Origin of the sequence: Pseudoalteromonas aquimarina, from assembly GCF_049257255.1 — a bacterium.
Classification (GTDB): Bacteria; Pseudomonadota; Gammaproteobacteria; order Enterobacterales; family Alteromonadaceae; genus Pseudoalteromonas.
Map to the genome: position 1 here is coordinate 157,714 of NZ_JBMMUG010000004.1, position 25,317 is coordinate 183,030.

The window sequence follows — 25,317 nt, forward strand, 5'->3', positions numbered from 1 at the left end:
TAAACTGCCAATATTTCCCGTCCCCCGCTCAGCCAAAACAGTGTTAGCGATAACATCTATAGGTATTGCGCAGTTGTTGTGTTCAAACTGCCTTTAAATTGCGCGTTTAAGCCGTAATTGTTGGTATTCGCTATTTTCTTAATATCCTTTATTTTAAAATTATCGCATCGGTTTATAAGGAAAAAATGATGATCACATGTCAGTACGTTGCGAAAAATCCTGATGGAAAATTTATTGATATCACAATTGAAATTGCATTACCTGAGCCAGATCCTGAGATTGGTGGTGATTCTCGCTGTAAGGTGTCAATTGCGGCACTAGAGTTAGAGCAGTACGCTTTTGGTGTAGATGATATTCAAGCATATTGCTTGAGTTCAAAGCTGTTGCAATTAAGGCTAATTGAAAAGCAAAACCAAGGTTGGCAGTTTTATTATCCTGGTTATTTAGACCAACCTTTAGACTTTAATAACGGCTTCTTTTAAAAGCGTTTTTAAATTATTTAAGTAGTATATTGATTGCCATAGCTACTAAAAGCCCTGCAAATACTTTTTTAATGGTGGCAACGGGTAAATGATGTGTGGCTTTTGCACCAAGTGGTGCGGTAAACCAAGAAGTACACACAATGCCAAAAAGTGCAGGTAAATATACAAAACCTACAAATCCATGACTCATTGATAATTGGCTACTGCCAGAGGTGATGTAACCCAATGAGCCAAAAAGCGCAATCACAATGCCACACGCAGAAGCGCAGCCAATGGCTTTTTTCATATCTAGCGAAAAAAACGTTAACAAAGGCACTAACAATGCGCCACCACCAATACCTATCATGGCTGATAAACCACCCGTGATTGTGGTCAAAACAGTTAAAAATCCTTTGTTTGGTAGTTGACGTTGGCTTGGCGTTTCATTTTTACTCGAAAAAAACATTTTAGCTGCGATAAGTACTACGCAAACGGTAAAAACAATTCGCACAATTTTATCGGGCAAAAGGGAAGCTAAAAAACCGCTTATCAGTGCTCCAAATGCCACACCAATCATAATCCAAGGGGCTATCTGCCAAGGAACGTTGCCATTTTTATGATGCGCTAAAGCTGATGATGTCGACGTGAATAAAATCGAAGCAAGGGAAGTCGCAATCGCGCACACTACAACTTGCTCGCTAGGTAAAACATTAAAGTAAAGCAAGATCATACTTAATATTGGCACTATCACTAACCCTCCGCCAATACCAAGAAGGCCTGCTAGAAAGCCAACGACACTACCGAGTAATGCGCAGGATATAACTATTATTAGTAACTCGTTCATTCCATTTATCCCTGTTTTGAAAAGCCTAATGCCATAGCAAAATGCCTGCAGCAGATTAAAAAAGCTTTTAATTCAATAGAATAAATGCTTGTGCTTGAATGCTGCTTTAGCAATCTAAATAGCGTTTAAGCTAGTTATGCAAATGGCTTATTGCTGTGATGTGCCGCGCAGTATAGCAATTTCTTTATAGCCACTTGATACACAAACGTATTGTAATTGCTGAATATTACTCATGTTGAAAATGAAATAAATTCAAAGTGGAGATCTGGACGGCTAGATGTTCATGATTGGTTGGTATGTTGAATTTAATTCATCTAATAAAAGTCATAAATTTAGCCTTAGACGCTTTAAAAAAGTGAAGGTTGTTCATGTTTTAAGTGAAATAAAACCGTTTTTTTTCATGTTGTGATCCGCGTATAAATCACTCAAGCGCTTCTTCAAAAAAGATGTGAGCTTGTTATTTTCATGCCCTTTGGCACCTAACACAGCTACTTGGTTGAATATTGAAAGCGACACACACTCAGGACTTATACTCGAAAAATGGACACACATTGTCATGAATAACGATTTTACCTTTACCATTAAAAGCCAAGTGCTTGATGAAAATTATTTACCATCGAATAGCACGCGTATCACTACAAATTTTGCCAACTTAGCGCGTGGTGAAAGTCGTCAGCAGAATTTACGTAATGCACTCAAAATGATTAACAGCAATTTTAATGCATTAGCACATTGGGATAACCCAGAGGCTAACCGCTATGCTGTTGAGCTTGAAATTATCTCTGTGGATATGACGGTTGCAGGCAGTGAAACTGCGTTTCCATCAATTGAAGTATTAAAAACGACAGTGGTTGACAACGTTACTCATGAGCGTATTGAAGGTATTGTTGGCAACAACTTCTCCTCGTATGTACGCGATTACGATTTTAGTGTGCTGTTGCTTGAACATAATAAAGGGCGCAACGGTTTTAGCATTCCAGAAAAGTTTGGTGATTTACACGGTAAGTTATTTCAAACGTTTGTTAAATCAGATACCTATAAAGAGCATTTTAAAAAGCCACCAGTGATTTGTTTGTCTGTTTCTGATAATAAAGTGTATCAACGCACAGACAACCAGCATCCGGTGTTAGGTTATGAATATGTACCAAATGAAGCATCACTAACTGAGCAATATTTTCAAAAAATGGGCTTGCAGGTGCGCTATTTTATGCCAGCAAACAGTGTTGCGCCATTTGCCTTTTATTTCTTTGGTGATTTATTAAATGATTACACAAACTTGGAATTAATCAGCACGATTAGCACAATGGCAACCTTCCAAAAGATTTATCGCCCTGAAATTTATAATGCGAATGCGGCTGCTGGAAATCGTTATCAGCCAAATTTAAAAAACCAAGATCATTCTTTAACGCAAATTGTTTACGACCGTGAAGAGCGCAGTCGTTTAGCAATAGAGCAAGGTAAGTTTGCCGAAGCGCATTTTATTAAGCCTTACAAAACCGTTCTTGAAAAGTGGGCGGCGAATTTCGCTTAAGAAAATATTAGGACATTATTTAGCATGAAAGTATTACTACCGACGTCTACTGCGGGCAGTTTACCTAAACCGCGCTGGCTTGCAGAACCTGAACAACTTTGGTCACCGTGGACATTAACAGGCGATGCGTTAGTTGATGGTAAGCAAGATGCGCTGCGCGTTACATTACATGAGCAGCAATTGGCAGGGGTGGATATTGTCAGTGACGGTGAACAAACCCGCCAACACTTTGTAACCACCTTTATTGAACACCTTGCAGGTGTGGATTTTGAAAACCGCAAAACGGTGCGTATTCGTAACCGTTATGATGCCAGTGTACCCACTGTGATTGGGCCAGTTTCAAGAAAAACGCCAGTGTTTGTTGATGACGCGAAATTTTTGCGTGCGCAAACAGACAAACCAATAAAATGGGCGTTACCAGGCCCAATGACAATGATTGATACACTGTATGACGACCACTACAAAAGCCGCGAAAAGTTAGCATGGGAATTTGCCAAAATCCTTAATCAAGAAGCAAAAGAATTAGAAGCGGCAGGGGTCAATATTATTCAGTTTGATGAACCGGCATTTAATGTGTTTTTTGACGAAGTAAATGACTGGGGCATTGCGTGTTTAGAGCGAGCAATTGAAGGCCTAAGCTGTGAAACCGCTGTGCATATTTGTTATGGCTACGGCATTAAAGCCAACACCGATTGGAAAAAAACATTAGGCAATGAATGGCGCCAATACGAAGAGGTATTCCCCAAGTTACAGCAATCAAATATCGATATTATCTCGCTAGAATGTCATAACTCACGAGTACCGATTGAATTGCTCGCCCTGATCCGAGGTAAAAAAGTGATGGTTGGTGCAATTGATGTGGCTACTAATGAGATTGAAACACCAGAAGAAGTTGCCAATACTCTTAGAGAAGCACTGAAATATGTCGATGCTGATAAACTTTATCCATCAACCAATTGTGGCTTAGCGCCTTTATCCCGTGAAGTTGCAAGGGGCAAACTGAGCGCACTTGCCGCCGGCGCTGCTATTTTACGAGCTGAGCTTGAAAGCGCAGGTTAATATATAAAGATCCAAAGACCAAAGGCGTACAGTACTACTGTACGCCTTTTTTGTTCGTGCTTAATTAAACAAGGAAAACAGCGCGTGTAAACGACAAAATCGCTACCAAGATAACTTGGTAGCGGGAGCAATTTTATGCGTTTAAAGAGTGCTTAAACTTAAATTTTCTTGAGCAATGGCGATTGCGGTAACGCATAATCAAAAATCCATGGCTGATTCGAGGCAAATTGCGCAGGTAATTTAGATTTTACTTTATCAGCATTGGCCATATCATTTTGTAATAAATATACATGTCGCTTATATACATTGCTCACTAAGTTATCGCCAACATTTGGATGCGATAAGGTTGCAAGCGCCTTTTCGTAATTTTTTTGCTCAATGTATGCTCGAGCAAGCGTTATTAGACTGCCTTCTGTAATCTGTTCGCCTAACTCACTTTTTAATGTTTCCATCTCTTGTGCTGCGAGCTCTGGTTGCCCCAATTTAAGTAAGGTGTCAGCTTTAATATTACGGGTAAAATGAGGCGCATTTTCACTATCTTTATACCAAAGTTCGTAGCTAGAAAGCGCAGCCTCATGATTACCCACTTTATGTAATAGGTGATTAACTAAAGTTAAGCTAAGAATGCGCATTTTGCCTTCTTCAGCATTTGATAAAAACGGTCGCTCTACGTACCACGCAATGATAGCGTCGGCAGTTTTTTGTAGCTCAACTTTATCTTCTGATTTTGCATTTGCAGCTATTTTAAGAAGTTCTGTCATTTGCTCATTGTATGAAGCACTTTCACTTTGATTTAGTGTTTGCTGTGTACTTTGAGTTGTCGGTTTTTTTTCAACAATTTGTGCTGCTGCAATTGTTGTAAATGAAACTGCCGCTACCATCATCGCTATATGTCTTTTTTTCATCACTTTTTCCTTGTTTAACATTTTTACCCGGAGCACGTTAAAGTGCTTGGTATGGGCCATATTTAAAACTGGCGAGCAATAACTTGAACCTTTTCGAGCTCCGGTAAAAGTTTCAAGCGTTAAACTTGCCAGGTCATGTTGATAACGTTGATTTAGTTGATTAAAACAACGTTCATCACAACTCAGTTCTAGTTGTTGTCTGGCTTTAGCGCCAAGCAACATACAGATTGGGTTCCACCAAAATAGGTTTTCGGTCAGGCAAATAAACCAAATCCAAAATATATCTAATTGATTGATATGAGTCGCTTCGTGAAGTAACACTGAATCAAGTTCAGAGCGTTTTATCAGCGTTTCGTCAAGCCAAATCACTGGCTTAAAGAGACCTGTAGTAATGCCTGGTGTACCTAGATTTACAGTATTTACTTGATAGTTGTTGCCTAGATTATGGGCGTTGTACTTTGTCGCCTCTTTATTTAATTGTTTTACAAGCTGAATATAGTGATGCACTTTGCGGGCAAAGAGGTAAATACCAATAGCTGCAGCAACCAAGCCCAAATGCCACCAAGTAAATGTGTGATACCAAGGAGTATTAGTTTGTGCTGTTGGCAAAGCGCTTGGTAAGTTATCTAAATTAAAAATTGGGTCAGTTAAACTCAATTCAGCTAAAAATAAGGTGCTGCTTGAAGGTTGCTCTGATATCGAAACTTCAGGTAAAAGATGCCAAGGCATAAACCAAGCAGCTAAAGCAGTGATTGCAATGAAAAACCCAAGTCTTGCAGGGGCATTTTTTAATATCTTTATCAGCAATAAAGCCAACACGCTGATGATGATATTTGTAAGAATATAATCCGTCATATCGCTTAACCTTATTTATTCGATTTCTTTTTATTTAATAAATCTTGCAGGTAATTAATATCATCTTCGTTGAGCTCCTCTTCTTTAATAAAGTGAGCAATTAAACTACGTGAATTACCGCTAAAGAAACGTTGCATAAAGCTTGGCGTTTCTTGACTAGAAAGCGTACTTTGTTGCACTTTAGAGCGATAAACAATAGCACGGCCTTGTTTGTCGGCCCGCTCTACTGCGCCTTTTTTTTCTAGGCGGTCAATAATTGTTTTGATAGTGGTATAAGCTACGTCTTTGTCTTGAGATAGAAGTTGATGAATTTCGGTTGCAGTACATGGCTCGTGTTGCCACATTAATTGCATTACATCGAGTTCAAAGTCACTTAGTTTCATTCTATTCCTTACTACTACGTTTGTAGTTTTTATTTTCTACAAATGTAGTAGTAAGTGTTTTTTAAGTCAACTCATTTTTTGAACAAATCTACAAATTTTATGAATGTTTCATATTTTTAAGTTTGATAATTTGCTTAATTTCAGTTGGTTAGGTTGTGTGTTTTAAATATTAATTACACACCTGTAATACGCTTTTGCAGCCAGTAATCAAAACTGATAAAGCGTCCGGCGCCTAAAAAGAATAAGGTTAATAACATAATAAAATAGGTAATCGCGAACTCAACACCGTTATTTAAGATGGTGACAGAGCCGCTACTGGTAAGCCATTCATAATTACCGTGCTCATGCAAAATGGCGATAATCCGCTGCTTTTTTTCAGCGGCTTCGAGTACTTGCTGGTTAGCAAGCCAGCTTGAGCTATCTGCAATGGCAAGCCAACCATTTTCAATATGAACCAAAAATGCAGCTATTAATATCACCACCATTAAGGGGGGAGTGATAAAGCGAACACCCAAACCAAGTATTAACAAAATGCCTCCTAAAAGCTCAGTACCCATTGCCAATGCAGCCATTAACGCTGGGAAAGGCAAATTCAAACTGTGTTCAAACCACAGAGTTGTGTCTTCAAAGGCGTGTAATTTTGTCCAGCCAGCTTGCAAAAATATTGGTGCTAAGTAGAGGCGAAGCAAGAGCGCAGCACTCCAATCAAAACGCGATAAATTGGGTTTATTTAAAAAGGTTGATGTTAAAACAGATGACATAATGTGCTCCTTTATAATGATAGTGCCCCGAGCTTTTTAAGATAGGCTTTAAAATCATCGCAGCCGCCAATATGTTCACCATTAATAAATATTTGTGGTACCGTTTTACGCTGACTAAGCGATACCATTTCTGCAAATGCTGCTGCATCATGAGTGACATCAATCTCGTGGTATTGCCAGTTTAATGACTTCATTAATGCTTTTGCTGTTTTGCAGTAAGGGCAGTAATCTTTGACATAAATTTTAATTGCACTCATTTGGGTATTCCTATTTGATTAAATTCTGATTGCAAGTTTAAATAGAAGTCAGCTTTTGAAATATGTTGTATCTATTTAAAAATATGTCTGAAAATCCGAATATTTATTTAAACGACCCAGATCCGCTTAGTGTGTTGTTAAAGCGCTTGTCATTGAATGCAGAGGTTTATGTAAATGGCGATTTTTGTGGAACTTGGGCGGTAGATACTTCAGGCAGTCGGCGTATTCCTTTTCATTTAATTGGCCGCGGCGAAGCATGGCTGCACATGGGCGATGAAAAACACAAGCTTGAAACACGCGACTTAGTGATCTTCCCGAAAGATCATCAGCATATTATTTCAAATAACGACAATAAACCGAGTGCAGAGTTAGTTAATGCGCCAATGAGCAACGATGGCGACACCACTAATATGGTGTGCGGCTTTTTTGAATTTAAAAATGCCATGGTTAATCCATTATTGGATGCATTGCCTGATGTGATCCACCTTCCTGCCAAAGACGCAAATGGAAACACCTCACTTAAATTGATTGATTTAATGATTTTAGAATTACAGCACGCGCGAGCTGGGTGTTATACCGTAGTCGATCAATTAGCTTATTTGCTGTTTATTGAAGTACTGAGGGGGCAAGTTGCCAGCGGTGAATTAAACAGTGGACTGTTACTGGCACTTTTTGACGCGCGCATTGGCAAAGCGTTAAATGCGATTCACCAAGCACCAGAGAATGCATGGAATTTAGAGCAGCTTGCGGGAATTGCCGCAATGAGTCGCTCAAACTTTGCGGATAAATTTACAAAAATGGTGGGTAGTAGCCCAGTGAAGTATCTGGTCATTTGGCGCATGCTTATCGCACGTAAACTGCTAATTACCACTGATATGAGTATTGCCGATATCGCTGAAAAAAGTGGTTATGATTCAGAAGCGGCATTTCGTAAAGCGTTTAAACAAAACCAAGGTGAAGCGCCGGGCGCTGTAAGAAATAGCGCCCATGTAAGTTAAGTTGGGGGTTATAAATCTACTGGGTTTGCCAGTTCGACACTAGGCCATTGTTGATCTGCTTCTGAAATGTGTTTTGGTACAGCTTTCGCCCATGCGTTATAAACATCTTGGTTTTTGTTTACAAACAGTTTGCCGTTCACAATTTCAAATGCTTTGCCATCAATTTCAAACTTTTTACCAAAGGTCATGCCATAGGCACAAAAACCGCCATATTGTGGTGCGTATTTTTCAGGGTTTTGGTTGAATAAATCGCGGTTTTCAGCAGATTTAAAACGGTAAATTGCGTCGTTATATACCGCGGTGAAACTAGCATTTCCTAACACCGGTTTTCCTTCAGTGAAATAACCAATCACATCGTGACCCGCTAAAATAACACCGTTTTTATCTGTTTCGGTATCGAAGCCTGCTTCAGCAAATGATGAAAGGCTTACAAAGGTGATTGCTAAAATGGTTTTGATTGACTGAGAAAGTGTCATAACAAGTGCTCCTATTGCGTTTTTGTTAGGGCACATGTTACGTCTGAGAGCAAAAGCGCTCTATATCCAGAATCTCTGAAACTATGTCATAAAATCCGAATTTAGAAGCGCTTGATTGTGAAGGATTAATCTTTTGCTTTATTTAATACCGCATCTATTTTGGCTTCTAAGCGCAGAATATCTTCTTTAGTAGCAAAGGTTTGCTCTGGTTTACCTTCTTCCTCATGCATTACTTGCATGGCATCAACAATAATACCAATAAATAGGTTTAGTACGGCAAAGCTGGTAATAATGATAAACGGCACAAAGAACAGCCATGACTCAGGGAAAAGCGCCATTGTGGGGCGCACAATACCCATTGACCAGCTCTCAAGGGTCATAATTTGGAATAGTGTATAGGCCGATGCGCCAATACTACCAAACCATTCTTGCATATTGGCATCTGGGTGCTGGCCAAATAGCTTAGTGGCAAGAACAGCTGATACATAAAAGATAATGCCAAGCACACCAATCACAGATGCCATTCCCGGCAGCGAGTGACCTAGTGCACCAATAACACGGCGCATTTGCGGCACCACAGAGAAAAGTCGCAATACCCGTAAGATCCTAAATGCACGAAGCACTGAAAGTGCACCGCTGGTTGGTGCCCACGAAATCGCAACAATAATAAAATCAAACCAGTTCCAGCCCGATTTAAAAAATTGACCGCGATACACAACTAATTTCAGTACCAACTCAATAGTGAAAATTAACAGAATGACAAAGTCGATGATATGTAAGGTGGCAGCGTTACTTTTGCCAAGTTGGGTTGTTTCAAGCCCAAGTGTAAAGGCGTTAAACAAAATGACCGCAACAATAAAATTATTGAAATATTTAGCTTCAACTAGCGTTTTCAATGGTGAAACAAGTGATTTAACGAAAGACATACACATTAAAAATTAAACTCAGTTAGCTAGCATAATCTGGGTTTGATAGCTTTTTTTCAAGTTTAATTATGATCTTAATATTAGGGTTGTTGGTTTGTTTTAATGCACTAAAAACAGTTGTTTGCAAATTAGAAAACATCTGTTTTTAAAGCTGCAAAGAGTTTTCATTAAAAACATTCTTACATTTTGTTGAATAACTTTTATGTTTTATCAGGTCTTCACGCACAAGATTTATTTAATGTGATTGTGTAGTTTTATGAAGTTTATATCTGAAAAGCAGCTAAGTTTTAGTTTGCTGGCTTTATCAAGTTTACTAATGGCAATTAGTACGTTGTTACTTGGTAAAGACACGAGTATTGAGCGGGTTATCGGTTTTTACTTTTTTGATAATGTGTCAAATGCCAATAACGGCAGTGTATTGGCTGCATGTACTTTTCTTTTGGTAGCGGCGTTGGCATTTTTTAGTCTTCGTGATGAGAAATACGAGCGTTTTCTAGTTTATGTTTTATTGCTGACAAGCGTTGTACCGCTTATTACACTCTTTGCCAGTAACCGATGGATTGAATCACTTGGTGGTTTTCCTGCAATTGGCTCAGGGCAGGGTGTTATCAAGTATTTTGCACTGCTCGCCATAGCAATTCATTTACTAGCAAAAGACGTTTTAACCCTACCTCAGCAAAAAATAGTGCAGCTATTTCCAGTGGTATTAGTGCTTCTTTGGATTGGTGGTATGAAGTTTACCGAAATAGAAGCGAAGGGCATTGAAGATTTAGTGTCATCGTCTCCATTTATGGGCTGGATGTATCAAATCTGGTCGCTGCAAACGACTTCAAATATTATCGGTGTGTATGATTTCGTCGCGCTTACTTTATTAATATTGTCACTTCGCTTTAGGGCATTACTTTTACCTGGGCTAGTAATGGCTGGCGCAGTAATGATCACAACCCAAACATTTCTATTTACTTGGCAGGGCGCACTTTCAAGCGAGACGGTGTTGACATCTGGTGGCCAGTTTTTAATTAAAGACCTGTGGTTTATTGCCAATTTAACGCTTTATTATGGGTTATCAAAACAGGCAAATTAACAGCTCAAATCATAGCTGGTTAAATACCATAGCCAGCTTTAATTTTGTTATATAGCCCCAACGCTTTTGATTCTTTAATGCATTTATCAAGTGTATTTAAAAATGCATTTTTATCCTTTATGCGAGTACTTTTCTTAGACACTGCAACAAAGTAGTCTTTGGTTTGTATATCAAAGTCCACAGCAATGATGTCTTCACGCATACCTAATGTTGTTGAAAGCCAATAAACTGTGTCCACAGTATTAACAAACGTATCAATCTTTTGGTCATGTAATAGTGTGATTAAACTGACATTGGTTGTGACACTTCTTACATAGCCAGAATCCAATTTACTCTCTAAATAACGTAAATAGTCAGCGGAATATTTAAGCCCTTGTAAATGACCAATGCGAAGTCCTTTGAAATCTTCAATAGAGTGTATTTCAAAAGGGGACTTTTTATTAATAAATGGCTTGTAACTGGTCTTAAAAATGGGTTCTTTACCAAAGTTTAAAAACGATTCTCGACTTGGTTTGTAAGAGTAGATATGCACATCAATTTTGCCTGATTCGATGTAATTTCGCATACGTTTAATAGGATGGTAAGCAAAGCGCGCTTGGTAACCTGTTTTGGGCAGGCAAAGTTTAAGCACTTCTTTGGCAAAACCAATTGGTTGGTAACGTTCACCTTTAAAAAAATAAGGCGGCCAATCTGGGTCGTTAATAATAATTTCTTGAGCTAATAATGTGTTGCAAAAAGCAGTCACAATAAATAAAAAGATTGCCGCTAGTTGGCGCATCGCTTTTAAACTTAAAAATTATGTTTATTAAATAGAGAGTGTAGATGCTTTTTCTAATTAGGTGTAATCCATTGGCTTTGTAATGAAGAAAAATAGCCACTCTTTTTTAACTGATTGATTGCGCTATTAAGCTTAGAGACCACACTTTCATCAGATGATTTTTTGCTTACCATAATCACTATGTCAGCACTATAAATGGGTAAGGGGTGGGCTTCAAATTTGTCCCAAAGTTGATACTTTTTAATAAAGGCATACATGGTGTAAGGGTCTACTAGCAATCCATCGAGGTGGCCTTTTAGAAACAGCGAAACATTTTGTTCAAGGTCGATAGCTTCGATAATATTTTCTTTAAAGTCATATTGCTTAATTAATTGCTCATATTCTTTGCCATAGTAGTAGCCACTTTCAACGCCTATGATGTAATCACTATCGATGAGATCTGCCAGTTTATTTAATTTTATTGAGTCACTACTGCCTTTTTTGACAAAAAGTTTTACAGTTTCTTCGCGATAAGGCTCACTAAAGTAAGCATACTCAGCACGTTCAGCTGTTTTTGACGCGCCCATTGCTAAGTCGACTTTACCTGTTTTAATAAAATGAAGGTGGGTTTTCCAGGGTATTTCAGCAATGGTAAAAGGTAGATTAGCCTGCTTCATTATGGCTTTAAATGCGTCGATATCAAGGCCAACTAATTCGCTGTTTTTATTATGATATTGATAGGGGTACCAAAGCTCCCAACCAGCGGATAATTCTTTTGAGCGAATGCTAAAAGTTGAAAAGCAAATTGCCAATATTATTATAGTTTTAAGCATTTGAATTGATGTATAAACTGCGTTAATTACAGTATTAACGAAATTTATCAAAAAACAACTCTAACGGGTTTTTAGCTAATACTTCTACTAAATCAGGCGAGAATCAACTCGCATGTTGGCGTTGTTTTTTAAACTCAGAAGCTGTTTGCCCCATAATTTCTTTAAAAGCTTTGCTAAATGTTACGCGATTGGCAAAGCCTGACTCAAATGCAATGCGCTCTAGCGGCCAATGAATACTGTTATCTTCAATCAATGAAATCGCATGTTGAATGCGATAGCCATTAATAAGCTTATAAAAATTGGTGTTCATACTTTGGTTAATTACTTGCGAGAGTGTATGGGCCTTAATTTCGGTTTCATCTGCAAGCATGGTTAAGGTGAGTTTGTCGTTTAAATAAAGCTGTTTAACTTTAATTTGTTGTTCTAAGTGCTTTGCAAGCTGATTACTTTGCTGCTCATTTAAGGCAGAGTGAAAGTATTTTATATTGCTGGATTCATCGTTCTCTGAAGGCGAATTTTTCTGTACTAAAGCATGCTCTTCTTTACTCATTAATAAATCAGTTTTTTGTAGTGCGACATAACCAATTGCTAAGACAATTAGGGCGACAAATAGCAGCCAAACATCACTTACCAAGGCAAGGGTGCCTACAGCAAAAAACTGCTGTGCGACAAACAGACCTACCCACACTAATTCGAGAACAAATAGCGACACCACAAGAAATTTAAGTTGTTTTAACACCGCCGAACTGTTGTCTGCTCGCAAGGTGTTACACACGTTTTCGAACTTTTGAATATGCTGCCAACTTAAATACAGATAAATACTTAAATGTGTTTTGATTGCTAAAAATAAAAACACAAATTTCAGCGGCAAAGCACGTGCTTCAGTTTGCGAAAGTACAAACTGCCACATGTTTATTTTGGCATCGAGCGATTGAAAAACAGAGGGTGCGTTGTAACACCATAACGAAATTGCCGGTATAAAATGAAGCGCCAGTTGCAGTGGTTTAGGCTTTTCTTCACCCACCATCATACTGATATAAACAAATACCAAAGGCCCAATCAGTAGCACCTCTCCTGGAAGTAAATCCATTAAATGTGCTAAGTGGGTATATAAACCTAAATAGAGTGCGCCACCTTCAAATAATTTATAGCTAACGATAAAACAGACGATTGAAAGCCATTTTGCTGCGTCGGTATTAGAGTCACTCGCTTTTTTCCATAAGCTTATGGCAAGCATGAGTGCATGACTAAATGCAACAAAATAAATTATTCCTAATACCGTTTGCGACATAAATTTTCCGACAGTGTAATGATTGGTTACTTAGTTTAAATGCACATAAAAAGCATGTGTAAGGTTCAAGCTATTTTTACAGTTTTTTATTTAACATTATATGTTTCAGCATAAAAAGATAGTCCAAATAAATAGCATAAAGGGGCTGTTTTTACTGTGTGTGTTGAGAGCCCACCTTGAAAATGTTATTTTTAAAAGTTATTTAAAATCAATTGTTTATATTGTAATTTGTTAATCTCAAATTAGCTTTACATACTAAAAAATATAATAAGTAAGCTTATTTATCGAATTAACTTTTAAGGATAAATAATGTTTACTTTGTTTAAGATTGACCGCTTTTTACTGTGTATTTTTGTTGTTTTACTGAGTAGCTTTCCACTAGCAGCTGTTGCCAAAAATGACTCAAAAACGTTTTCACAGCAAAAACACTACCGCCATATTATGTTCCGCGAAACGCCTTATGCATCGTATCGAGGTATTCACCCTATTTCAGATAAGGTATCCGAAACAAATGCGCATTATCAATTTAGCTATGATGACAAAGGACGCGTTAACGAAATACGTTATCAGATGGGGCAGCAACTCATTAGAGATAATGAAGTTTGGGATTCATTTATTTGGTTTGCCCCAAAAGTAAGCATTAGCTATCACAAAGATAAAGAAATTCATACCTATTACAATGCGCAAAATCAGCAGATTGCAGCACATGGCAATGTGTTTAAAGCGGTTTATGCACTAGATAAAAATGGTAAACGTATCGCACTTAGCTTTTTTGATGAAACAGCAAGCCCAGTTGAAAGCGCATGGCATATTCACCGTTATGAATGGCGCCACGAAGGTGGCAAAGTATATGAAAAACGGTTCAATTTAAAAAATGAACAACAACCACTGCGCCCTGAATTTAAGTTTTATGAAGTCGAACTGACCTATGATGAAGACAACAAGCTCACGTTTGTCAAAAACTTAGGTTTGAATGGCACACCTACTAATAATGATAGTGGTGCAGGAATAGATCGCATTATTTACGACCAACATGGCAACTTCACTCGCTGGCAAGTATATAGCAAAGATGGCAATCCGGTGGAGGGTAATCGCCCGATGGTGCACATTGGAGAGCACCTTTACGATACATTTGGTAACAAAGTTGGGTTGAGAGGCTTTGATAAGTTTGGTAATCGTAAAGCCTTTAGTTGGGGTGCGTTTGAACATGAAAGCACTTACTACCCGAATGGCAACCAAAAAAGTCATAAAATTTTTGATGAAAAGGGGCAATTAAGTCGCCACTTACTGCTGGAATATAATCAAGCGCAATCACATATATCTTGGTTAAAATCGCTCGATGAAAATAACCAATTAACAGCAAGCCTCATGTTAGGAGGCGCCGCTGCTCTGAAATATGAATACCTTGATGATGGTAGCCGAAGCCCCACTTTGTTTAATAGCGATTTAAGTGAATTTAAAGCGCCAAAAACCAAAACAGGTGAATAATGTTAATAAGGCTCTTACTACTAAACAGTGTTGTATTGCTAACATCTGGTTATGCTAAGGCAAGTAGCTCTCATTTCGGTGATGGTTTTAACACCTTAGTTAATGATGTAACGACTCAGCCGTATTTGTCGCCGCAACTTGATTTTGCTAATGCGATAACGGTGCTTAAAAATCAGCCGAAAATATCTGAGCATGCCCTTAAAGATTGGCATAAGAGGCTTACAAACCTTAAGCCGCAAACGCACTGCGAAACAATTGCTTATAACAGCTTGGCGAAACAGCTCAAGCTGATAGAAAAGCGAGAGAAGTTGAAAGCAGGGCTAAGTCAAAATAGTCGTTATCAAGGCAGTTTTAGTAACTTACCAAATGGCCGTGAGTGGTATTTACACTGGCTAGATACGTGGCTAATGGACGATATCACTCCCTCACAACTTAAAGAAGTTGCACGTGCTGAACTTGAAAATGCGTTTGCAGAATATCAAAAGCTAAAAGCAGAGGGAGCAGAAGGTGATACAAATGCAATTTCAGCGAAAGAGCATACCCTTATTGTTGACGCATTTCGAAAACGAGAAGAAGTTGCAAAAGCCAGTTTACAGCGCTTATTTGCACTCAGTGATTTAGACGCACCTTTAACCATTGCTGCATCTGGGTTGCCAGAGAGTTTCCCTGCACCAGGTATTTATGATAATCAAAGCCAAACGTTTTTGTACCACCCCCATGGTGGTGTAATGAATCCTTCGCATTTTGATTGGCTTTATTTACACGAGGGGATCCCAGGGCATCATCTACAATTTAATGTTGCTCAAAAGCAAAGTCTTTGTCCTACAAATGCGTTTGCACCGATTACGTTTGTAACGAGTGAAGGGTGGGCGGCTTATGTCGAAACTTTGGGCAAAGAAATCGGCTTGTACCAAATGAAATCCTCTGAGGCTTATGCGTTAAGCTGGCGAGTGCTTCGTGCACTTCGGGTATTGATTGATATTGGCATCCACTACGAAAATTGGTCAGATGAAAAAGCACAAACCCTTTGGCAAAACTATCTGCCAGATCAGCCAGAAATCATGGAACGAGAAATTAAGCGAATTAAAAATTGGCCAACTCAAGTGATTACCTATGTGTACGGTAAATATTTAATTGAAAAGGCCATTGAACCCCACGCTAATAATCGCACTATTGCGCTAAATCACGTGCTTAGATTAAGTAATCAAATGCCGTTAGCACTTTCACATTTAGATGAATTTATGCCAGTAAGTCAGAAGAATAATTAAGAGACTATTATGAAAATAAATAAACCAATATTACTGCTTTTGAGTACCCTTAGTGTACTTGCTCCTTTTACAAAGAGTTACGCGGCTAAAACGAAAACCACAGTTTTAAATGAGTTACCAAGAGCCACTTTGCTCGGGGTTATGCCAAACCAAACTGCTGATAATCCGGGGGTTACACTCGCTCATGTTGCACCAAATAGCACAGCATCAACACTCGGATTAAAGGTGGGTGATGTGATAACCGAAGTGAATGGAGTAAGAACAAATGACTTTCAAGCGCTTCTTTCAAATGTAAGGCCGCTTAAATCAGGAGATGATGTTCGCATCTCGTTTTTGCGCGATAAAAAAGCGCTAACGGTATCGAATAAAATGCAGCCAAGGCCATACGAAATAAGCGATTATGCACACGTTGAATACAGTGCCGTAAGTTATGAAGGTAATACACTTCGCAGTATTGTGCATGTGCCAAAACAGTTAAATCCATCACAAAAAGCGCCTGCTATTTTCTTTATTCAGGGCTACACCTGTGACTCCATTGATTATGGCATGCTACCAAATATCACTACACGGCAAATGATTGATCAATTCACCCAAGCAGGTTATGTGGTTTACCGTGTTGAAAAGCCAGGAATGGGTGACAGTATTTCCGAAAAGCCTTGCCGAGATATTGACTTTACCACAGAGTCAAAGGCGTTTTTACATGGCTTAAATGCTTTAAAAACACATGCGCAAGTTGACCCAGAAAATGTGTTTTTATGGGGGCATTCACTAGGTGTATTACATGCCCCAGTTATAGCTAAACAATCACCGGTTAAAGGTATTATAGGTTATGGTGGTGTGTTAAAGGGCTGGTATGACTATATGCTTGATATTTATTCTAAGCAGTCAGTCAAACACTTCAATGTGAGTGAAAGTCAAGCGCGTGAAAATACCAAACTCGTAACGCCTTTTTTAAATTTGTGGCTAAATACTGATACGCCATGGCAACACATTGTTAATGACGAGCGTGTTAAAAATGCGATTGCTGCAAACTTATTAGAGATTAACGGTGAGTTATCAGTTAACCGTCATTACAGCTTCTTTAGAGATTTAAATCGTTACGACTTTAACAAATTGTGGCAAGAATTAGATACTCCAGTGCTTATGATGCATGGAAGTTTAGATATTCAAGCCATTGAACCTAATTGGGCATTTGATATAGCTAAGTTAACAGCTAAAGAACAAAGTAAAGGGTTACTGATTGATAAGGCAGAGCATGCATTTATGCGTTTTGATAGTAAAGAGGCGTATTTAGATGCACGTCAGTCACGCGAATATAACCCAACAGATCCGAAGGATTTATTTGATACTCGCATTGGTGAACACACGCTAAGTTGGCTTGCACAATTTAAAAGTAGCCAAACTACAACATTATAAAAAAGGGCTAGAAAGGGGAGGTTAATCCCCTTTTTGTTTTGTCCAAATACCTTTTTCGGTTTTGCCTTGAAATTCGATATTTGACTCATCAAAGCTAATTGGCTGTTTTTCTTTTAATTGTGTTTGATAGTCTTTAGTTAAATTGACGATGGTTGGCGTTAATAAGTAAATGGCATAGACATTGACTAAGGTCATTAAACCTAAAGCCACATCAGCCATACTCCACACCAACTTTAATGATGCGCTGGCGCCCCAAAACACCATTAATAAATAAGCAAGGGTATAAAGCGTGCGACCAATTTTATTATCAAGCTTAAATAAATGCAGATTACTTTCAGCATAGGCATAATTAGCCACAACAGAAGTAAACGCAAATAACGTTATGGCTGCGGCAATAAATACCTCGCCCATATCACCCATATGACTGGTCATCGCATTTTGTGTGAGGCTAATACCTTCCATATCGCCACTTATTTGCACATCAGAGAGTAAAATAATTAAAGCAGTACACGTGCAGAGCACTATGGTATCAATAAAAACGCCCAGCATTTGCACATACCCTTGAGCTACCGGGTGGTTAGGGTTAGGTGCAGCCCCAGCTGCTGCATGTGGCACACTGCCAGCGCCTGCCTCATTTGAATATAATCCCCGCTGAATACCGTTTTTGATTGCAGCGCCAAAGGCACCAGCACCAGCTTCATTTAAACCAAATGTACTGGTGATAATATCCCAAAGCATAGCGGGCAGTAGGGAAATATTCATAGCTGTGACAATCAATGCCGTGAGGATAAATGCTATACCCATAAATGGCACAATTCTTTCTGCAAATTTGGCAATACTACGCAGTCCACCAACAACAATGACGCCAGCAAGCACGGCGATGACTAACCCAGAATAATGATTGGGTATTTCAAATGTATTATTAAGTGCCTCAGCAATGGTATTGGCCTGCATAGCACTAAATGAAATGCCATAGCCTAAAAACAAACACAGCGCGAATAACACTGCAAGCCAAGGTTTGTTTAAACCGAGTTTGATATAGTAGGCAGGTCCGCCGCGGAATTCGCCGTTTTCATCGCGAACTTTATAAAGCTGGCCTAACACACTTTCTGCAAAGCCTGTCGCCATGCCAAGTAATGCGATAACCCACATCCAAAAAACGGCGCCACTGCCACCAAGTGAAATAGCAACAGCAACCCCCGCTAAATTACCCGTGCCAACCCGCGCTGAAAGTCCTGTGCAAAGTGCTTGAAACGAGCTAATACCAGACTGATTGCTCTGCATGCTGGTTTTCATCACCATCAGCATATGTTTGAAATGCCTAAGCTGAATAGCACGCAATTTATAAGAAAACCAAAAACCAGCAGCCAGCAAAATAACAATAAGTAGTTGCCCTTGGCCCCAAAGTAGATTGTTGATTGGGTTAATGATATTGCTGAGCATATTAAGTCACTTTAGTATTAACGATTTATTAACACTAAAGCGTTGAAGCGCGCTGTGCAATCGCAAAAATTAATAAGGCAAATGTTTAACTATTCATTTGCTGTAGTAATTAGTTAGAAGTTAACAGTTAACCCAAGCACTATGCGTCTTTCGGCTTGCGGTAAACGCGAGTTATACCAGCCTTGGCTGCCATTCCAAGCCTTTGGATTAGCCTCGTCAAAGCCAATGTCATTCAATAAATATGGGTTGACTAATGGGTCGTTTGCATCGGCATCGCGTATGCCTGGGTGGTAATACTCTTTATCGAATAAATTCGTCACGCGTAAACTTAATGCAATATTTTCAAAGCTGGGGTGTGAAAACTGCATTGCTAAATCAGTTACGCCATAGCCTGGAATTTCTTCAAGAGGGTTAGAGTCTATCGTTTCACGCTTATCAATTAACCGCGATTTTAAATTTACATTTATAAAATCATTAGCTTGCCAGTTTAAAATAAGCCAAAGTTTGGTGGTAGCTAAGTCACCAATGGGTGCGTTACCTGTTCGTACTTGGTGTGTAAGATCTATAACGTCTTCGTCTAATTGCAAATAATGAGTGGCATACATATTAAACTGCCATTTGCCAAAACGTGTGTTATCTAAAGACTTCACAAAATGATAGTCAACGCCTGTTACATTTCGCGCGCCAATATTTTCAGCACCCCCTAGCGTTGTCACAATGCTATCGGTGTTTTTGATGTGGTAAAGCGAAATTAAATGGCGATAATCTTCACCTTGATAAGCGACACTTGATTCAAGGGTACGGGAGCGCTCAGGGCTGAGATTAGGGTCAGCACCTAAGCCGCTCCATGCACCATAAAGGTTGCGTGGTGTTGGCTCATGATAAGCTTCACCGTACATAAACTTAATATTCCACTGTTGATGATTGTAAATATACGCACCACGGAACGTCGTTTCACCACCATAAATATTGTTATCGTCATAGCGTAAACCACCACTTAGCATATGCGATGGATTAAACTTGTATTCACCTTGCAAATAAAAACCAAAATCGCGCCAAATCTCACGATTTGTGTCATCGCTATAAGCGCCTGATGCTGTACTTGGCAGTGTCGGCAATTGTGCTAAAGGTGAAATAGGGCCTTCAGCTGATAATACATAAGAGCGTTGTAAATCTTGATAATCGTACTTAACACCCGTTAAAAACTTAATGGATTCATTAAACTGATAATCAAAATCTTGATTAAATGAAAGTGCATGATTTTTTGTTAGCCAGTATTGAAAGTAAGTCATTCGCGCAGATTCATTTGGTGAAAGCAAAGTGCCCCCAACAAGTTGCTCAGTCTCACTGGTATTAGTTACATTCCAGGCTTCTACATCATATCCATCACCTTTCACGCCATCACTTTGAACATGAAAGCGAGAGCGTGATTCAAGTTTGTCGGATAATTGTGTGGTGTACTTTATAGTGCCGCCGTATTGATAAATTGGCCATTTTCCAGAGGCAGGAAGTCTGTCGGAAGGGTAAGTAGCACCGTAGCCATTTTGTTCTAGCAGGTAAAAAGTTGAAAATTCAAGGTTCTCAAATGCGAGAAATGCTTCTAAACCAAGACGCTTGGTTTTAGAGCTAAAGTGATCAGTTATAAAGCTGGTATTTTCAATAAATCCGCCCCAAAGAGCCGAGTTATAGTGTTTGTCTTGTAGCCAATAGTTATCGTTGTTATTGATGCGGTCGGCGACATCAAATTCTTCATAGTGCATACTAAAACGTGTCGCAAGTGATTTATTTTGGTAGCCAAAACTCATATCAAGGTTGATATCGCCACCATCACTGCCTCTTGAATTGGCAATGAATGTGCTGCCAGATTGTTCGGGTTTTTGAGTAATCACGTTTACAACACCCATAAAGGCATTCGCACCATAAATAACAGAGGCTGGGCCGTAAACAACTTCAATACGTTCAATACTGGTTAGGGGAAAAGAAGCGATTTGTGTCACTTGATTAAAGTACAAACTGTTAATTGTGACGCCATCCACCATCATTAAAAAGGGCGTACCAATAGTGTAACGGTAGCCACGCATATAGTTTGAAAAAAATGAATCACCGTAGGTGTAAATCATTTCCATGCCAGGCAAATCGAGGAAAATCTCATCAAGGCTCTCGTAGCCACGCTGTTTTATGTCATCTTTGGAAACAACAATGACAGTGGCTGGTGCATCATTAATGCGCTCGCCCCGATTAGACGCTGTTGTAATTTCAACTTGGAATAAATCATTTAAGCTTAAATCAAATACATCCTCATACTCAGATGCCACGAGCACAGGTGCAAAACTAAAGCTGATTAAAGACAGCATAATTCGTTTCATAAAGCGTCAATAAGTTAATTTTCAAAACGTTATTATTATTTTTAAAGTGTAGTTCCTTTTTTAATTTATGCTCAAACCAATCAATAGTGGAATCGCTTAAATTTAAAAAATGAACTTTAAAATGCCAAATATCAAGAAAGTGATGTAATAAATGCGGTACATTTTGCATATTGTTATAGACTTAAATTAGTGAATCAGTAGGGGTTATCTTTGACAAAACATCAACTTTTGTTATCAGCTCATCGCCGATTTAATCACTTATTAAGCGTATTAGCATTGAGTGCCGACATTCAGCCTTTTTTAACCACAGTCATTTCCTCGGTGGAAGAGTTTTTACCTGGTTGTAAAGTGTCTATTTTGACTTTAAATCGCGAAACAAACACTTTACACAGTGGTGCAGAAAATAATCTGCCAGAATTCTACAATGAGGCAATAGAAGGGGTTGAAATTGGCGAAAACATTGGCAGTTGTGGTGCAGCAGCATATTTAAATAAAGCCATTATTGTTGAAGACATTAATACCCACCCTAATTGGCAGCCTTTTTTGGAACTTACTAAAAAAGCCAATTTACATGCCTGCTGGTCTGTACCGTTTTGTGACTCCCACAGTAATGTGATGGGCACATTTGCCATTTATCATCATGAGCCAAAAGCGCCTTCTGAGGTTGAAAGAGAGATTGTAAATGTAGCGGCATTAATCACTTCTGTCGCTATGGAAAAACGCGAGCTTGAGGAAAAGCTGAGGTTTAGTGCAACGCACGACGAATTAACAGGGCTATTTAATCGGAGCTATCTTAATAATGTGGGAGATTCTTTTATTTCGTTGTGTTTAAGAAACAACTTAAATTGCTCAATATTATTTATTGATTTAAACAAGTTTAAACGTGTGAACGATATGTTTGGCCACAAAAAAGGAGATTTGCTACTGAGCCAAATTGCCAAGATTATCCAAAAGCAAACTCGTTCTAGTGATATCGCGGCGCGTTTTGGTGGCGATGAATTTATAATTATCATGGAAAACTCTAATGACCGTGATGGCAAAACGGTTGCCAAACGTATTCAAAAATCCATTCTTGAATCTATCTCTGCTGAAATTCTGGCCTTAGATTTTGGCGTCAGCATAGGAGTAGCGATGTTAAATAATCAACAGCAAACTCTCAATCAACTGATTAACACTGCTGATCAAGCTATGTATACCGCAAAACGCAATAATTTAGGTGTTTATTGTAAATAAAAGAACTGCCTATGTGGCAAGCGAGGCAAGATAATAAAAAGTTATTCACTAAAAGCTTCCTTTTATAAAGTTCTATTCTTAACTTCACACCCAATTCACCAAATATGTCTCACGGTTGTTTTTCTTCTTTTCATTCAATTAGCGGTTACTTTGGACGCATTGATAGAATGGACAAGTCAGGGCTTTATCACTATACCTAAATAAGCGAAAAGTAACTCATGTAAGTTAATGATATTATCTTTTTACGGTACGCGCGGCTCAATTCCAACGCCAGGGCCTAAAACAGTCAAGTATGGTGGTAATACAGCATGTGCTGTTATTAGCCAAGGTGATGAGTTTGTGATTTTAGACTCGGGCACCGGCATTCGCGTTTTTGGTGATGAGTTAATTAAGGATAAGCGTCCTATCAATATTCTGCTGACCCATCACCACTGGGATCATATTCAAGGCTTCCCATTTTTTGCTCCCATTTATCAAACGGGTCGGGAAATTAATATATATGTTCCTGAGACGTCTCCTCGCCATGATAACGCCATTTTATCGCAAATGGATGAGAGCTATTTCCCTGTAAATTACCGCCAATTGCCTTCAAATATTACGTTAAAAAACATTAGCCAAGCGAACTTTAATGTTGCTGGGTTTTCGATTAAGTGTTTTCCAATTAACCACCCAAATAATGGGCTGGCGTATATTGTCTCACGCGACCAAAAACAAATAGCGTATGTAACTGATAATGAGTTGTTTCCTGAAATCCATCAAACCACCGATTATGAGCAGTTACTGACTGTTTTAGACGATATTGATGTATTAATTCACGATGGTCAGTATCTCGATTTTGAACTCTATGAAAAACACGACTGGGGTCACTCCAGTGTGGAACAAGCTGTATTGTTGGCAGAGCAATGCAAAGCTAAAAAGACGTTTATTTACAGCCATGCACCTGAGCGTACGGATGATGAAATAGATGCATGTTACGAGCGACTTAGTAAGTTAATGCCAACGACCAATCTTGATTTTGCCAAAGAAGGGTTGCAGTTTGATCTTTCACTTTTGAGGGAACTGTGAGTATGCCTAGTTTAGATAGAGCAAGCGCTCTTAAACAATTACTCGAATTAAGCTACCGCCTTTCAATTGAACGCGATACCACAAAGCTACTTGAAGACATTTTGTTGTCAGCCAAATCACTGTGCCATGCTGATGCCGGAACAATCTATTCGCTAAAAGAAAATAACCTACACTTTGAAACCGTTATTAATGATTCCCTGGAATTATATCTTGGCGGTAGTTCTAAAAATGAAATTACATTTTCGCCTATCCCTCTTTATAACGATGATGGTTCTGAAAATGAAAATGCGCTGGTAACATTAGCATCACTCTCCAAGCAAACTATTCATATACCCGATGTATACAGCTGCACACGCTACCCTTTAACCCAGGCAAAAAAAGTGGATGCGCAAACGGGTTATCATACTACTACAGTGCTTACGGTGCCGATGTTAAATCACGAGGGTGATGTAAATGGTGTGATGCAGTTAATTAACCCAATGGAAAACGGTGAAATTAGCCAGTTTGATGTTGTTAAAATTGATTTGGTCGAGGCACTTGCATCGCTTGCAGCGGTTGCCATGACTAATCAGGCTTTGATAGATAATATGGAGCAGCTGTTTCGATCATTTGCTGAACTTATCGCGCAAGCAATTGATGAAAAGTCACCTTATACCGGCGCGCATTGTCGCAGAGTACCCGAGCTTACAATGATGTTGGCGCATGCAGTTAACGATGTCTCATATGGGCCATTTGCAGATTTTAAGATGACAGAGCAAGAAAAATACGCGCTCAATGTTGCAGGGTGGCTTCACGATTGCGGCAAAATTGCCACACCCGAATACATTATGGATAAGGCCACAAAGCTCGAGACTGTATACGATCGTATTGGCTTAATTAATACCCGTTTTGATGTTATTGAAAAAGAAATAGAAATTGCTTATTTGCGTAATCAATTAAGTGAACAAACATATCAAGAACAACTGCAAATGCTTGCACGTGACAGAAGTTTTTTAGCCATTGTGAATATTGGTGGTGAATTTCTCTCTGATGAACAATGCGAAAAGCTAGCGCAAATCGCCGAACGCTACCAGTACAATACGGCATTAGGACCGGTAAAACTTCTAAATGACGAAGAGCTTAATTGTCTGCAAATTCAGCGTGGTACGCTAACAGATGATGAGCGTAAAATTGTTAATAAACATATTATTATCACTATAAAAATGCTTGAATCGCTACCATTTCCTAAACACTTGAGGCAAGTGCCTGAGTATGCTGGTGGCCATCATGAACGAATGGATGGGCAAGGTTATCCAAGAGGGCTTGAAAAACAGCAAATGTCAGTACCAGCTCGTATGATGGCAATAGCTGATATTTTTGAGGCATTAACGGCGTCAGATAGGCCCTATAAGGAAGCTAAAAAGCTCAGTGAGTGTGTTGATATTATGCTAAAAATGGCAAAGTTTGGCCATATTGACCCAGAAATATTCGCTGTGTTTATAGAGCAGAATGTTTATCAAGAATATGCCGATAAATTCTTAGCTGATTTTCAAAAAGACAATGTTAATAATGTCGAAATATTAGCAATGTTAAATGAAAACTCCCATTAAGATTATTGCGTAAACCCCAAGTACTGAC

At 38.9% G+C, this 25,317-nt stretch carries 23 protein-coding genes; 11 read left to right on the top strand and 12 right to left on the bottom strand.

From position 1 onward, the window contains the following. The first annotated feature begins 185 nt into the window (after window positions 1–185). Entirely contained in the window at window positions 186–482 is a 297-nt protein-coding gene (locus AAEU29_RS11475) for a hypothetical protein (protein WP_421973467.1), read from the top strand. A gap of 13 nt (window positions 483–495) precedes the next feature. Here AAEU29_RS11475 and AAEU29_RS11480 read toward each other — a convergent pair whose 3' ends face one another. Next, window positions 496–1,305: a sulfite exporter TauE/SafE family protein gene (locus AAEU29_RS11480; protein WP_421973468.1), complete on the bottom strand. Its 810-nt coding sequence runs from the start codon at window positions 1,303–1,305 to the stop codon at window positions 496–498. Between the two features lie 556 nt (window positions 1,306–1,861). On the opposite strand from AAEU29_RS11480, the gene AAEU29_RS11485 reads away from it, so the two are divergent. Together AAEU29_RS11485 and AAEU29_RS11490 are read left to right on the top strand one after the other, a co-directional pair. Then, window positions 1,862–2,836: a DUF1852 domain-containing protein gene (locus tag AAEU29_RS11485; protein ID WP_421973469.1), complete on the top strand. Its 975-nt coding sequence runs from the start codon at window positions 1,862–1,864 to the stop codon at window positions 2,834–2,836. 24 nt (window positions 2,837–2,860) lie between these two features. Continuing rightward, the gene (locus AAEU29_RS11490; protein WP_421973470.1) at window positions 2,861–3,895 is read left to right on the top strand and encodes a methionine synthase; all 1,035 of its coding nucleotides are present in this window, start codon (window positions 2,861–2,863) and stop codon (window positions 3,893–3,895) included. 158 nt (window positions 3,896–4,053) lie between these two features. Here the strand turns inward: AAEU29_RS11490 and AAEU29_RS11495 are convergent, their stop codons facing one another. The 4 genes from AAEU29_RS11495 to grxC form a co-directional block, all read right to left on the bottom strand. Then, complete coding sequence (locus AAEU29_RS11495) at window positions 4,054–5,655, bottom strand: M56 family metallopeptidase (protein WP_421973471.1); 1,602 nt, start codon at window positions 5,653–5,655, stop codon at window positions 4,054–4,056. Between the two features lie 11 nt (window positions 5,656–5,666). After that, window positions 5,667–6,038 carry a BlaI/MecI/CopY family transcriptional regulator gene (locus AAEU29_RS11500; RefSeq protein ID WP_274761236.1) on the bottom strand — a complete coding sequence of 124 codons (372 nt, stop codon included), beginning with the start codon at window positions 6,036–6,038 and terminating at the stop codon, window positions 5,667–5,669. Window positions 6,039–6,211: 173 nt separating this feature from the next. Next, window positions 6,212–6,799 (bottom strand): HvfX family Cu-binding RiPP maturation protein, encoded by a 588-nt coding sequence (locus tag AAEU29_RS11505; protein WP_421973472.1) that lies wholly within the window; start codon window positions 6,797–6,799, stop codon window positions 6,212–6,214. A gap of 11 nt (window positions 6,800–6,810) precedes the next feature. Next, window positions 6,811–7,056 (bottom strand): glutaredoxin 3, encoded by a 246-nt coding sequence (gene grxC, locus AAEU29_RS11510; RefSeq protein WP_421973473.1) that lies wholly within the window; start codon window positions 7,054–7,056, stop codon window positions 6,811–6,813. Between the two features lie 62 nt (window positions 7,057–7,118). Here grxC and AAEU29_RS11515 point away from each other — a divergent pair, with 62 nt between their 5' ends. After that, the gene (locus AAEU29_RS11515; protein ID WP_421973474.1) at window positions 7,119–8,054 is read left to right on the top strand and encodes an AraC family transcriptional regulator; all 936 of its coding nucleotides are present in this window, start codon (window positions 7,119–7,121) and stop codon (window positions 8,052–8,054) included. Window positions 8,055–8,062: 8 nt separating this feature from the next. On the opposite strand, the gene AAEU29_RS11520 is transcribed toward AAEU29_RS11515, so the two are convergent. Both AAEU29_RS11520 and AAEU29_RS11525 read right to left on the bottom strand, forming a co-directional pair. Then, on the bottom strand, window positions 8,063–8,530 hold the full coding sequence (locus AAEU29_RS11520) for a YHS domain-containing (seleno)protein (RefSeq protein WP_421973475.1): 468 nt from the start codon (window positions 8,528–8,530) through the stop codon (window positions 8,063–8,065). A gap of 125 nt (window positions 8,531–8,655) precedes the next feature. Beyond that, complete coding sequence (locus AAEU29_RS11525; protein ID WP_421973476.1) at window positions 8,656–9,456, bottom strand: ion transporter; 801 nt, start codon at window positions 9,454–9,456, stop codon at window positions 8,656–8,658. 256 nt (window positions 9,457–9,712) lie between these two features. Here AAEU29_RS11525 and AAEU29_RS11530 point away from each other — a divergent pair, with 256 nt between their 5' ends. Beyond that, the gene (locus AAEU29_RS11530; protein ID WP_421973477.1) at window positions 9,713–10,540 is read left to right on the top strand and encodes a DUF417 family protein; all 828 of its coding nucleotides are present in this window, start codon (window positions 9,713–9,715) and stop codon (window positions 10,538–10,540) included. Between the two features lie 19 nt (window positions 10,541–10,559). On the opposite strand, the gene AAEU29_RS11535 is transcribed toward AAEU29_RS11530, so the two are convergent. The 3 genes from AAEU29_RS11535 to AAEU29_RS11545 all read right to left on the bottom strand — a co-directional run bounded on the left by AAEU29_RS11535 (window position 10,560) and on the right by AAEU29_RS11545 (window position 13,421). Then, window positions 10,560–11,318 carry a substrate-binding periplasmic protein gene (locus AAEU29_RS11535; protein WP_421973478.1) on the bottom strand — a complete coding sequence of 253 codons (759 nt, stop codon included), beginning with the start codon at window positions 11,316–11,318 and terminating at the stop codon, window positions 10,560–10,562. A 53-nt stretch (window positions 11,319–11,371) separates the two neighbouring features. Beyond that, window positions 11,372–12,130 (bottom strand): substrate-binding periplasmic protein, encoded by a 759-nt coding sequence (locus AAEU29_RS11540; RefSeq protein ID WP_421973479.1) that lies wholly within the window; start codon window positions 12,128–12,130, stop codon window positions 11,372–11,374. Between the two features lie 103 nt (window positions 12,131–12,233). Continuing rightward, window positions 12,234–13,421, bottom strand: coding sequence for a helix-turn-helix domain-containing protein (locus AAEU29_RS11545; RefSeq protein WP_421973480.1), 1,188 nt, complete (start codon window positions 13,419–13,421; stop codon window positions 12,234–12,236). A gap of 309 nt (window positions 13,422–13,730) precedes the next feature. Between AAEU29_RS11545 and AAEU29_RS11550 the strand changes: the two genes are divergently transcribed. Genes AAEU29_RS11550 through AAEU29_RS11560 form a run of 3 tightly spaced genes read left to right on the top strand, consistent with a single transcriptional unit; the run spans window position 13,731 to window position 17,593 of the window. Then, the gene (locus tag AAEU29_RS11550) at window positions 13,731–14,909 is read left to right on the top strand and encodes a hypothetical protein (RefSeq protein WP_421973481.1); all 1,179 of its coding nucleotides are present in this window, start codon (window positions 13,731–13,733) and stop codon (window positions 14,907–14,909) included. Beyond that, window positions 14,909–16,177: a DUF885 family protein gene (locus AAEU29_RS11555; protein WP_421973482.1), complete on the top strand. Its 1,269-nt coding sequence runs from the start codon at window positions 14,909–14,911 to the stop codon at window positions 16,175–16,177. The genes AAEU29_RS11550 and AAEU29_RS11555 overlap by 1 nt, the downstream gene beginning before the upstream one ends. Before the next feature lie 9 nt (window positions 16,178–16,186). Next, complete coding sequence (locus AAEU29_RS11560; RefSeq protein WP_421973483.1) at window positions 16,187–17,593, top strand: PDZ domain-containing protein; 1,407 nt, start codon at window positions 16,187–16,189, stop codon at window positions 17,591–17,593. 21 nt (window positions 17,594–17,614) lie between these two features. Here the strand turns inward: AAEU29_RS11560 and AAEU29_RS11565 are convergent, their stop codons facing one another. Next, window positions 17,615–19,036, bottom strand: coding sequence for an alanine/glycine:cation symporter family protein (locus tag AAEU29_RS11565; RefSeq protein WP_421973484.1), 1,422 nt, complete (start codon window positions 19,034–19,036; stop codon window positions 17,615–17,617). Between the two features lie 113 nt (window positions 19,037–19,149). Further along, window positions 19,150–21,390 (bottom strand): TonB-dependent receptor plug domain-containing protein, encoded by a 2,241-nt coding sequence (locus AAEU29_RS11570; protein WP_421973485.1) that lies wholly within the window; start codon window positions 21,388–21,390, stop codon window positions 19,150–19,152. Between the two features lie 222 nt (window positions 21,391–21,612). Between AAEU29_RS11570 and AAEU29_RS11575 the strand changes: the two genes are divergently transcribed. From AAEU29_RS11575 to AAEU29_RS11585, 3 genes are all read left to right on the top strand, one after another. Beyond that, the gene (locus AAEU29_RS11575; protein WP_421973486.1) at window positions 21,613–22,635 is read left to right on the top strand and encodes a sensor domain-containing diguanylate cyclase; all 1,023 of its coding nucleotides are present in this window, start codon (window positions 21,613–21,615) and stop codon (window positions 22,633–22,635) included. Window positions 22,636–22,863: 228 nt separating this feature from the next. Further along, window positions 22,864–23,700, top strand: coding sequence for an MBL fold metallo-hydrolase (locus AAEU29_RS11580; RefSeq protein ID WP_421973487.1), 837 nt, complete (start codon window positions 22,864–22,866; stop codon window positions 23,698–23,700). A 2-nt stretch (window positions 23,701–23,702) separates the two neighbouring features. Next, the gene (locus tag AAEU29_RS11585) at window positions 23,703–25,289 is read left to right on the top strand and encodes an HD domain-containing phosphohydrolase (protein WP_421973488.1); all 1,587 of its coding nucleotides are present in this window, start codon (window positions 23,703–23,705) and stop codon (window positions 25,287–25,289) included. Window positions 25,290–25,317: the final 28 nt, after the last annotated feature.

Coding starts and splice junctions, on each gene's coding strand:
- AAEU29_RS11475 (WP_421973467.1), top strand. CDS start 186: ATGATGATCACATGTCAGTACGTTGCGAAAAATCCTGATGGAAAATTT.
- AAEU29_RS11480 (WP_421973468.1), bottom strand. CDS start 1,305: ATGAACGAGTTACTAATAATAGTTATATCCTGCGCATTACTCGGTAGT.
- AAEU29_RS11485 (WP_421973469.1), top strand. CDS start 1,862: ATGAATAACGATTTTACCTTTACCATTAAAAGCCAAGTGCTTGATGAA.
- AAEU29_RS11490 (WP_421973470.1), top strand. CDS start 2,861: ATGAAAGTATTACTACCGACGTCTACTGCGGGCAGTTTACCTAAACCG.
- AAEU29_RS11495 (WP_421973471.1), bottom strand. CDS start 5,655: ATGACGGATTATATTCTTACAAATATCATCATCAGCGTGTTGGCTTTA.
- AAEU29_RS11500 (WP_274761236.1), bottom strand. CDS start 6,038: ATGAAACTAAGTGACTTTGAACTCGATGTAATGCAATTAATGTGGCAA.
- AAEU29_RS11505 (WP_421973472.1), bottom strand. CDS start 6,799: ATGTCATCTGTTTTAACATCAACCTTTTTAAATAAACCCAATTTATCG.
- grxC (WP_421973473.1), bottom strand. CDS start 7,056: ATGAGTGCAATTAAAATTTATGTCAAAGATTACTGCCCTTACTGCAAA.
- AAEU29_RS11515 (WP_421973474.1), top strand. CDS start 7,119: ATGTTGTATCTATTTAAAAATATGTCTGAAAATCCGAATATTTATTTA.
- AAEU29_RS11520 (WP_421973475.1), bottom strand. CDS start 8,530: ATGACACTTTCTCAGTCAATCAAAACCATTTTAGCAATCACCTTTGTA.
- AAEU29_RS11525 (WP_421973476.1), bottom strand. CDS start 9,456: ATGTCTTTCGTTAAATCACTTGTTTCACCATTGAAAACGCTAGTTGAA.
- AAEU29_RS11530 (WP_421973477.1), top strand. CDS start 9,713: ATGAAGTTTATATCTGAAAAGCAGCTAAGTTTTAGTTTGCTGGCTTTA.
- AAEU29_RS11535 (WP_421973478.1), bottom strand. CDS start 11,318: ATGCGCCAACTAGCGGCAATCTTTTTATTTATTGTGACTGCTTTTTGC.
- AAEU29_RS11540 (WP_421973479.1), bottom strand. CDS start 12,130: ATGCTTAAAACTATAATAATATTGGCAATTTGCTTTTCAACTTTTAGC.
- AAEU29_RS11545 (WP_421973480.1), bottom strand. CDS start 13,421: ATGTCGCAAACGGTATTAGGAATAATTTATTTTGTTGCATTTAGTCAT.
- AAEU29_RS11550 (WP_421973481.1), top strand. CDS start 13,731: ATGTTTACTTTGTTTAAGATTGACCGCTTTTTACTGTGTATTTTTGTT.
- AAEU29_RS11555 (WP_421973482.1), top strand. CDS start 14,909: ATGTTAATAAGGCTCTTACTACTAAACAGTGTTGTATTGCTAACATCT.
- AAEU29_RS11560 (WP_421973483.1), top strand. CDS start 16,187: ATGAAAATAAATAAACCAATATTACTGCTTTTGAGTACCCTTAGTGTA.
- AAEU29_RS11565 (WP_421973484.1), bottom strand. CDS start 19,036: ATGCTCAGCAATATCATTAACCCAATCAACAATCTACTTTGGGGCCAA.
- AAEU29_RS11570 (WP_421973485.1), bottom strand. CDS start 21,390: ATGCTGTCTTTAATCAGCTTTAGTTTTGCACCTGTGCTCGTGGCATCT.
- AAEU29_RS11580 (WP_421973487.1), top strand. CDS start 22,864: ATGATATTATCTTTTTACGGTACGCGCGGCTCAATTCCAACGCCAGGG.
- AAEU29_RS11585 (WP_421973488.1), top strand. CDS start 23,703: ATGCCTAGTTTAGATAGAGCAAGCGCTCTTAAACAATTACTCGAATTA.